The sequence below is a fragment of the Pseudarthrobacter sp. P1 genome (assembly GCF_050156935.1).
Classification (GTDB): Bacteria; Actinomycetota; Actinomycetes; order Actinomycetales; family Micrococcaceae; genus Specibacter.
This window is the reverse complement of sequence record NZ_CP189586.1, coordinates 123,499-131,541: the sequence shown is the minus strand read 5'-3', so window position 1 is coordinate 131,541 and position 8,043 is coordinate 123,499. Positions and strand designations below refer to the sequence as shown.

At 64.9% G+C, this 8,043-nt stretch carries 14 protein-coding genes; all 14 read right to left on the bottom strand.

Annotated features, from left to right (window positions below):
* Positions 1-104: 104 nt before the first annotated feature.
* Positions 105-641, bottom strand: coding sequence for a hypothetical protein (locus ACQCSX_RS22585; protein WP_427019347.1), 537 nt, complete (start codon positions 639-641; stop codon positions 105-107).
* Between the two features lie 100 nt (positions 642-741).
* Positions 742-1,125 (bottom strand): hypothetical protein, encoded by a 384-nt coding sequence (locus tag ACQCSX_RS22580; RefSeq protein ID WP_427019346.1) that lies wholly within the window; start codon positions 1,123-1,125, stop codon positions 742-744.
* A gap of 172 nt (positions 1,126-1,297) precedes the next feature.
* Complete coding sequence (locus ACQCSX_RS22575; RefSeq protein ID WP_427019345.1) at positions 1,298-1,477, bottom strand: hypothetical protein; 180 nt, start codon at positions 1,475-1,477, stop codon at positions 1,298-1,300.
* 31 nt (positions 1,478-1,508) lie between these two features.
* Positions 1,509-1,718 (bottom strand): hypothetical protein, encoded by a 210-nt coding sequence (locus tag ACQCSX_RS22570; protein ID WP_427019344.1) that lies wholly within the window; start codon positions 1,716-1,718, stop codon positions 1,509-1,511.
* Between the two features lie 80 nt (positions 1,719-1,798).
* The gene (locus ACQCSX_RS22565; protein WP_427019343.1) at positions 1,799-2,431 is read right to left on the bottom strand and encodes a hypothetical protein; all 633 of its coding nucleotides are present in this window, start codon (positions 2,429-2,431) and stop codon (positions 1,799-1,801) included.
* 169 nt (positions 2,432-2,600) lie between these two features.
* Positions 2,601-3,368 carry a VWA domain-containing protein gene (locus tag ACQCSX_RS22560; RefSeq protein ID WP_427019342.1) on the bottom strand — a complete coding sequence of 256 codons (768 nt, stop codon included), beginning with the start codon at positions 3,366-3,368 and terminating at the stop codon, positions 2,601-2,603.
* A gap of 147 nt (positions 3,369-3,515) precedes the next feature.
* Positions 3,516-3,677, bottom strand: a complete 162-nt coding sequence (locus tag ACQCSX_RS22555; protein ID WP_427019341.1) for a hypothetical protein — start codon at positions 3,675-3,677, stop codon at positions 3,516-3,518.
* 406 nt (positions 3,678-4,083) lie between these two features.
* Positions 4,084-4,770 (bottom strand): hypothetical protein, encoded by a 687-nt coding sequence (locus ACQCSX_RS22550; RefSeq protein ID WP_427019340.1) that lies wholly within the window; start codon positions 4,768-4,770, stop codon positions 4,084-4,086.
* Positions 4,770-5,099 (bottom strand): hypothetical protein, encoded by a 330-nt coding sequence (locus ACQCSX_RS22545; protein ID WP_427019339.1) that lies wholly within the window; start codon positions 5,097-5,099, stop codon positions 4,770-4,772. The genes ACQCSX_RS22550 and ACQCSX_RS22545 overlap by 1 nt, the downstream gene beginning before the upstream one ends.
* A gap of 10 nt (positions 5,100-5,109) precedes the next feature.
* Positions 5,110-5,373, bottom strand: coding sequence for a hypothetical protein (locus ACQCSX_RS22540; protein ID WP_427019338.1), 264 nt, complete (start codon positions 5,371-5,373; stop codon positions 5,110-5,112).
* Positions 5,374-5,727: 354 nt separating this feature from the next.
* Entirely contained in the window at positions 5,728-6,030 is a 303-nt protein-coding gene (locus ACQCSX_RS22535) for a hypothetical protein (protein WP_427019337.1), read from the bottom strand.
* Positions 6,031-6,069: 39 nt separating this feature from the next.
* Positions 6,070-7,314, bottom strand: a complete 1,245-nt coding sequence (locus ACQCSX_RS22530) for a type II toxin-antitoxin system HipA family toxin (RefSeq protein ID WP_427019336.1) — start codon at positions 7,312-7,314, stop codon at positions 6,070-6,072.
* The gene (locus tag ACQCSX_RS22525) at positions 7,311-7,613 is read right to left on the bottom strand and encodes a helix-turn-helix domain-containing protein (protein ID WP_427019335.1); all 303 of its coding nucleotides are present in this window, start codon (positions 7,611-7,613) and stop codon (positions 7,311-7,313) included. The genes ACQCSX_RS22530 and ACQCSX_RS22525 overlap by 4 nt, the downstream gene beginning before the upstream one ends.
* 83 nt (positions 7,614-7,696) lie before the next feature.
* A complete protein-coding gene (locus ACQCSX_RS22520; protein WP_427019334.1) occupies positions 7,697-8,002 on the bottom strand; it encodes a hypothetical protein in 306 nt (101 codons plus the stop codon).
* Positions 8,003-8,043: the final 41 nt, after the last annotated feature.

Sequence of the window (8,043 nt, the reverse complement as noted above, 5' to 3'; positions counted from 1 at the left end):
CAGGTGGAAGGTCGTTCCGTCGCGGACTTCGATCAATTCGGTCAAGGTGTGTCCTTTGCAGTGATTCGGGCCAGGAACCGTTCGGCGAGGTTCTCGGGGAGACGTTAGGCTCGGGCGTGTCCCGTGTCCCGGACGCCGGCGGCGATGACCTTGGCGGGGAACTGGTCCTCGCGGAGCTGATCCGTGGTGAAGGGCTCGCACAGGAAGCTGGTCCAGACGGTGGCGCCGTTGCGGATCTCCTTGCGCCAGGCCCGGCCGGATGTGAAACAGGCTCCGCCATCCTCCGGGAGCGTGGCGGCGGTGAGGATGACGTCCCCGGCGGAGAGGGTGTCCGCCTCCTCCCGGGTGTGGACGACGCGGGTGTCGACGGGGTCGCCGACGGACAGTTCAAGGGCAGTTTCGATTTCGTCTCGGCTGACGAACAGGTTGTGCCCGCCACGGCGGTAGACGGCGCCGCCGTCGATGACCACAACGGTCCAGCCGCCGCCCTTTTCCATCCGGTAGGGGACGGCCACCAGACCGGTGGCGGGGAGGAGCAGGAGCAGACCCCGGGCCTCGTGGCTGAGGCGCTGCAGGGGGAGCATCATGCAGTAGTCGCGGGTGGAGATGCCGTTGGCGCGGGAATCGGGGGTGGGCGTCATGGGGCCCATGTGTGCGGGGCACGACAATGCCCTCACCGGATGATGAGGGCGTTGTGGAACCGTGGAACGGAGCTGGCTTAGCCGGCGTCAGTGTCGGTTGCTAGCCAACCCAGAAGGCCTGCCCGGTCCTTGTCGGGGTGAACTTCCCGACGACCGTGGTGAACCCGACTGGCATCCACACAGCCCCTGACCACTTGTAGCACCGGACCTGCAGGGAGAGGCTGTTCGAGGTCCCCAGCCGAACCCGCGGGTAGATGATATTGTCTCCCATGTCCCAGCGAGTCAGGGTCCACCCGGACGTGGTGTCGCTGCCCAAGATTCCGCGAACCTGAGCGCTGTTGGTCTTTCCGCACGCCGAATTGTTCACAACAACGTAGACCCAGCCGTCGACGTTGGCGGTGGCGGCGTTGGCGGGTGCCACGCCTCCCAACAGGATGGCCGCAACAGCCGCGAGAGCGGCGACGGATTTTCGTAGCTTTTCCATATGATCCGTTCATCAGAAGTGGAATATATTTCAGCCCCACCCGGTAACCGCTGGGACGGTGCTGGCGGATCCGGCAGGACCGCTGGCCGCATTCTATGGCCCGGTCTTGCGCGCGGATAGAGAGTCCGATACTGGCTTTTGCTTCTCCGGGATCTGGCCTCGTCGCGGATGTTCAGCCGCAACACAAGGTCGGTGCGCACCCAACGGGCGTCTTCGCCGGGCTGAGGATGTAACCCTTGGCGCAGAATTCGCGTGGCGCAGCGTCGTCCAGGATCGCGAGGAAGATCAGGCCGAACCAGCCCCGGGTCACGAGGAGGGCAACGGCGGTGAAGACCCAGGAGACGGCGACCATTCGGCGGGCCGTCCGGATTTTCCGGGGCCGGTCAACACGCGCCGTCGATCAGGGCGAAGGCCGGTCTGATGCCGGGTTCGTGCCAGTCGTTGACCGCGTTCGAGCGGGAGACCGCGACACGGAGTGGGCCGCCGTAGGGCATGATGCAGAGTGCCTCGAACGCCTCCTCAGAGTTGAGCTCCTCCCAAGTCGTCAGCACGCGGGGTCCAGGCCAGGCCAGGATGTCCTGGAGCTTATCCACGGCGACGTCCAGTGGGGCGCCGCGGTAGGCGAAGTGGTCGAACTCGAAGAGCCGGGTTGCGATCTCAGTACGGAGGGTCCTTACGCCGCCTCGGCCAGCTGGAGGGACAGGACGTGGTCGCGGTAACGGCGGATGCCGTCGACGATGGCGTGCAGCGAATACAGGTAGTGGAAGTTGTACGCCTTTAGGCGCCAGTCGGTGACATCGTAGAACTCGAACCCGCCGACGTTGAATTCCATGGCGGCGGTGATCGCTATCGTCTCATCTCCTGCCGGCCCGTAAACGTCATCGAGGAGCTGGTCGCGGATTTCGGCCCAAACAGCCGGGGCGTCCTCCAGGTTCTCCCGGCTGTCCCAGAATTCTTCCAGCACGTGCTCGATGAAGAGCTCCCTGGAATACTCGAGGACCGGGCTGTGGATGTCCTGGGCCTGGACCTTCTCGGCCCAGTACGAGGGCTTGGTGCGGCCTCCGCTGCCTTCGAAGAACGCGAACATGTCCTCGGTGCGCGCGAACACGTAGGTGCCCATGTCGCCGCGGATGGTCAGCTGTCCCGGGGTGGTGATGATCTCGAACCAGCAGAAGCCGGTGCCGGGGTTGCGGAAGCGCAGGTGGCGGTAGAGGCCCTGGTCGAGGGCGACCTCCATGACGTGGTCGGCGGTTTCGGTGCGGAATCTCTTCGCGGCGTTTTCAGCGGCGTTGTGCTTGGCGTTCATGCCGCTCATGTGTGCGGAGGGCAGCGAATAGCTCCCCAGCCCGATGAGCCAGGGAGCTACGACGCGAAGCTTGTGCTAGATGGAGGGGTGGCACGGGCCGATCCTTCTTGCCGGCCCGTGCCACCGTGATGTCCGCCGGGAAGGCAGACCCCTCCCGGCGGCCGCTGGTCTAGGCGACGAGGTTGGCGGCCCGGGCAGCCTTGAGCCAGTCCGGGTATTCCTCCAGCAGGATGCGGAACAGCTTGTCATCGTTGAGGGTGTCAACGTTGGCGACGTCCTGGTAGTTGGCGTTGTCGATGACCCGTCCGGGCATCTCATCGAGCTTTTCCAGGAACGGGATGGGTTCGGTGCTGATGGAGATGAACTTCCAAAAGACGGGGTGTTCGGAGGCTTTGATGAGCCCCTGTGTTGCTTCGGTCCTGGAATTTGGGGCCCCGTCGGTGAGGAAGATGACGTAGACGGGCTCCTGCACCGGCACAGCGGTCAGCGGGGCCTGGGTGTTGCCCTTGAGGCGCCCGAACAGTGAACGCTTCGGTGCCTGGGCGGAGGGCGTAAAGCCGTAGTGCTGGAGGACGGCGTCGAAGGCGGCCGCGTAGTTGGTGGTGCCCATCCTCCGGCCCTTGCGAAGCCGGTCAACGGAGCCCTTGTAGTTGTCCAAGGAAATTTCCCCGAGGTAGTCGGCGTTCGTGTCGAAGACGAAGAAGTCGATTTGGCCGTCATCGTCGAACTGGGTGCCAAGCACGAGCGCCTTTTCGGCAAACCGCTGCATCGCCCCCGAGGCGTAATGGGGTGCCATGGAGCCGGAGTGGTCCAGGACGAAGGCCACCTTGGCCGTGTGCCCGGTCAGTCCGGCCTGGGCCAGGGCGCCTGTCGCCTCCTTGGCCAGGGAGAGAAGGGCGGGTGCGGTGGCTTCAATTTTGGTCAGGCTCAAGGCCATGGTGGGGTTCCGTTTCTGTCGGTGTTCGGTGGGTGGTGCATGATGGTCTGTCCGGCAGCCTAATGCATGCTCCGGGTGGAGGTTGGCAGCCTAGCCGAACGCAGCCTGGTCGTAATCGACGGAGCCGTCCGGGTTCCAACTATTCACTTAGCCCGTGGCCGGGCAGGTGATGCCATCGACGACGTCGGTGCCGTAATAGCTGGAGGATTCGAAGCGGGTGCCGATGGACAAGGGTTCACCGTGGCACGGGGTCGTCAGCGCCGGCAGTGGTGACGGAGCAGCGGACTGGACGGGCGCCGTGCCAGGCATGGGGTCTCCTTGGTGAGGGGGAAGGTGTTGCGCCCCTCATGTGTGCGGAAGTGCCAGGCACCCTCCCCGGCTGCCCTGATGGCGGTGGTGGCCGCGACAGCGGTGGAGCCATTGCCATGTTGGCCTGGGCTGTGGGAGGAGATCGGAGACAGTTCAGAACGGTTACACCCGCAGGGTAAAGGGCCGTTGGGGTAGCTGCAGCACCCATCCGAGCTCCTTGGGCATGAAGTCGGCCTTGATGAAGTTGCAAGGCTGGCAGGAACCCACCAGGTTCAGCCAGGGCCCGTGAGGTAGGGGGTGGTTTTAGCCTCAGCCATGGTGGCGGGATTCCTTTCCTGCTCGGTGGGGGTGTGTCTGGGGTGCCGCCAGTTCGCGGTCGATGTCCGGAGCGCCCACCAAGGAGACATCAGCCGATACCCACGTGCTCGGGCAGCGGAGGGACCGGCTCGAACGTGAACGGGTTCTGGCCGGCTTCAGCAAGGATCGTCAGCTCCTGAAGATGCTTGGACGCACGTTCGCCGGTATTGATAAGCCAGCCACCAACGATGAGCTGGTTGCGGTCTTGGCCGGCACCGCCCTGGAGGACGGTGCCTTCGATCGTGAAGGACCCGTAGCGGGGCGTGCTGAAGGCGGCCAGCACCCGGTCGTCCTTTCTGAGCTCAGCGATCGTCGCGGTCAACGCTTTGGTGTTCCGGCGCGTGGCCTTTGCGGGTGGCGCATCCGCTACCGGGCCTGCGGCTTCTTCGGCAATAGTGGGTACCACGGGCTCTCCTACGGGTTCGATGACGAGTTCCGGAGCAGTCTCCGGTTCAGGTGTTTCAGGTCCGGCCGGCGGCTTCGTCGCCACAGGCTCGCTCGCCTCCGCAGAAGGCGCAGGCACGGGAAGCTGTTGGGCCTGGTGGCGGGCAAAGACCAGGACTGCCTCGTCGGTGCTGGCGGCCTCCAGGACGGTGCCGCAGCCCGGTGCGTTGCAGCGTACGCGCGTCACCGCCTTGTTCCAGGCATAGGAGCTGTGCTCGGCCAGGACCGAGGCGTTCACTTCGAGAACCGTCACGGCAACGGACTCGGCCGCACCCAAATCCGCACCGGCCATCACCTGGCCTCCGATGCGGCATCCTGCAGGGTCTTGGTGACGAGCTTGGCATCGTTGCGGGTGGATCCCACCGGGTGTGCCCAGTCAGGGTCGTCCTTCACGGCGGCCCAGTTGGGGCGGACACCGTACCTGACGGGCGGGGCCTGGTCCCACAATGCGGCGGCGGCGAGCTCAATGGTGGCCGGGGAGAAGGTGATCAGGTCCGCGGCCTGGAGCGCGTCCTCCATCGCATATTCCTGGGCGAACCTGGTGTCGTCACGGAAGTGGTTGTCGATGAAGTCGAGACGCTTCCGATGCGCCTCCATGGCGGCCTTGACTCGTGCCTTCATGGTGCTCCTTTCAAACCCTGCAGCCGGTGACGACTTCGCGCAATCCGTCGAGTCCTTGCGCGTCGTGGAGGCGCAGGACGAAGGCGTGCATCGGCCATTCGCGGGCAATCTCCTCCCTGATGTCCTCCTGGGCGTTCCCCCAGATGGAGAACAGTGTCGAGGGGGTCGCGTCGGGGGCGGTGCCACCGTCCACGCCGAGGTGCCCGAGCAGGGCGGTGGCCGCAGTCCGGACTTCCAGGTTGTAGGGGCCGGTCTCTGAGGATTCTGGATTCATGAACCCCATGTGTAGGGCAAGGCCATGTTCCCTCCCCGGCAGCGACTCCAAGGAGGCGCCTTTCAGCGGCGCCAGGCCCGCGCACCAGCCACCGGTGCGTACTGTCGCTCGGAGCCGGCGATTTCGACGAAGCCATCTCGTTCTGCGACGGTCAGCTGTCCAACCTTTCCTCGATCAGGATGGAGCGCAGCCCGCGGGCCGCCGACACACTCCATTCGGCCGTGCGCCTCAGCGGGTCGCCGGGGGAGGCCCTGAAGGGCTAGAGCACCGGTGTGCCGTTGATCGTGACGGGCACACCGGCGAACCTTGCGGCCGGTGTTCCGTGACCTGCTTTCGGGCCGAGGATGGCGGCCATCAGCCGATCGCCTCCGGGTCGGGGGTCGGCTGGAAGCGAGCCCGGAATTCGGCCGGCGGGACGATTTCCTCGTCGCGGGTCAGCGACCCGTCGGCGTTCAGGGCTTCGACGAGGTAGCACCCGATGATCGGGAAGCTCTCCTTTTCGTAGCTGTAGGACTCGACGTAGCGGGTGAACGGCCTGTCCCCGTAGTGGTTGTCATAGGTGATGCCGATGTAGTGGATCTCGGCATCGCCGGTGATTTCGGTGACGCGGAACTGGGTCGGCTGGGTCAGGATGTAGGTGCTCGACAGGGTCTTCATGGTCCCCATGTGTGTGGACCCGGTTGAAAGCCTCACCGCCTACATAGCCGCTGCAGTCTTCCGCTGGGTCCCATCGTAGGCAAGAGCCATGAGGTCGATTTCATCCCTGGACAATCCGGCGTCCCGAGCAAGGATGGCCCACTCCCGGGTGGAGTCTTCGACCTGGCGAATGACTTCTTTGGCTCGGCCAGGCTTGAGCCGGTAATAGCCGCAGGTCGACATCAGCAGGTCGATGCTGGCCGAATCGTCGTCGAACTCGATGGTGGTGCTGAGGCGGTCGGGCGAATGAGGGGACGCGTTGAGGTCGTAGGCCGGGGACAGCGCCCAGCCGCCGCGCCCATCGTCGCGAAGGAATCCGTGGTTGCGCAGATGGTCGTCGGTGTTCCCGGTCAGGATGGAGAACGCGATCCGCCGGAACAGCTCTTCAAGGTCAGCGCCGGCCTGGACCGAGCGGGTTTCGATGGCTTCAACGATTTCAAGGTAGCTTCTCCGTTCACCGTCGGTGGCCTCCAGCATGGTCAGTGCGCTGGAGAAGCCGATCCGTTGGTCGCCGGCTCGGTCGAATCGCTCGACAAGAAGGATGGGCCGTCCACCTGCCTCGATGAGCTGCGCCGAGGCAACCGTGACCCCGGCTCTCAATGCCAGGTCGAGCTCGACCTTCTCCCAGCGGATGACGTCCCATTCGTCGCTCCCCTTACGGGGAAACTTTGCGATGGCGAGTTTTCCTCCGGGCATGGTCACTGCGGCTTTGGGGCGTGCACCGCCGAGTGAGCCTCCGGCATCGATCAGGTCTCGGATGTCGCGGTCAACTGGGGATTCGGCATCCAGCCGGTCCACCGCACCCAGGAGCCGGGCCAGGTCCACGAGCTTCGGCACGGCCCGCGGATGGGTGGATAGGAAGGTCCCGTCCGCTGGGTCGCGGTATCTGATCGATCCTTGGCGAACGTCGTCGCGGACGCTGAGAAGGAAGTCTGCGGGCGTCAGGGTCCGCGGCGTTGTTTTGTCGGATCTTGCCCGTTCGCGCTCTTCACGTCGAAGCAGGTTTTGCCCCCAGCGGTCCGGGGCGCCATCGGAAAAAGCGTTGAACATGGCCTGGCCGGGGCGGGTTTGGAACACGCCGGTGGAGAGCGGCAGGGCCGGGTCAAGGGCGTAGGCCTTGCGATCTGCCAGATAGGTGGCCAGGTAGCGGAAGGTGGCGCTTTGTCCGCCCCGGTGGTGCACCCAAAGAGTGCCGGCGGGCTGGGACACACCGCGCACGTCGACGACGACGTCTATGGCGGTCATTGGTCATGCCTGACGCGCTGAGGGAGGATTTCATCCACCCGGAGCTTGCCGACGTCCGTACTGTAGGGGTCCAAGGATGCAACAAGGTTCTCCATGATTCCCAGTGCGCGCGCCACCCGCAACAGGTTCTCGATGCTTGTCCCGCCGGCGCCATGCTCGAGCGCGCTGAGGGTGGCACGGGAGATGCCGGCGCGGTCGGCAAGCTGGGAGGAGGTGATCCGCTGTAATTTCCGGGCGGCTGAAAACGAGTATCCGACCTTCTGGAGCGCGCGAGCCACGGGGATCGGTGTTCTGGACATTTTGAGCCTCTTTGTGTCAAGAATATTAATCAGTAATAACGATAGTGCTGCCTATGATTGACATTACTACGAACCGCTGCCGATCACACCGCCGCGTCGATGAAATCCAGCGCCCGGTCAACCGGGGTGAGGCCGGGCCGGAACTCCAGCACCGACTCCCCGCGTTGGCGCAGGGCCTCGATGGCTCCGAGGGCCGCATCACGGATCTCCTCCACGGTGGCCTCCTCATCGACGGTGCGAAATTGTTTCACGACGGACTCGCGCACCGGCGGGACCTTCTCCAGGATGGCCCAGCGGTGCTCGATGGCAACAGCTTCGGCATAGAGCCCCCGGACGGCCTCGTTGATCTCGTCGGGAAGCTGGCTGGGAACTCGGGTCGTCCACAGCACCGGTGCCTCGCCCGCCATGTGGAGCTGAACGGCCGGGTGGG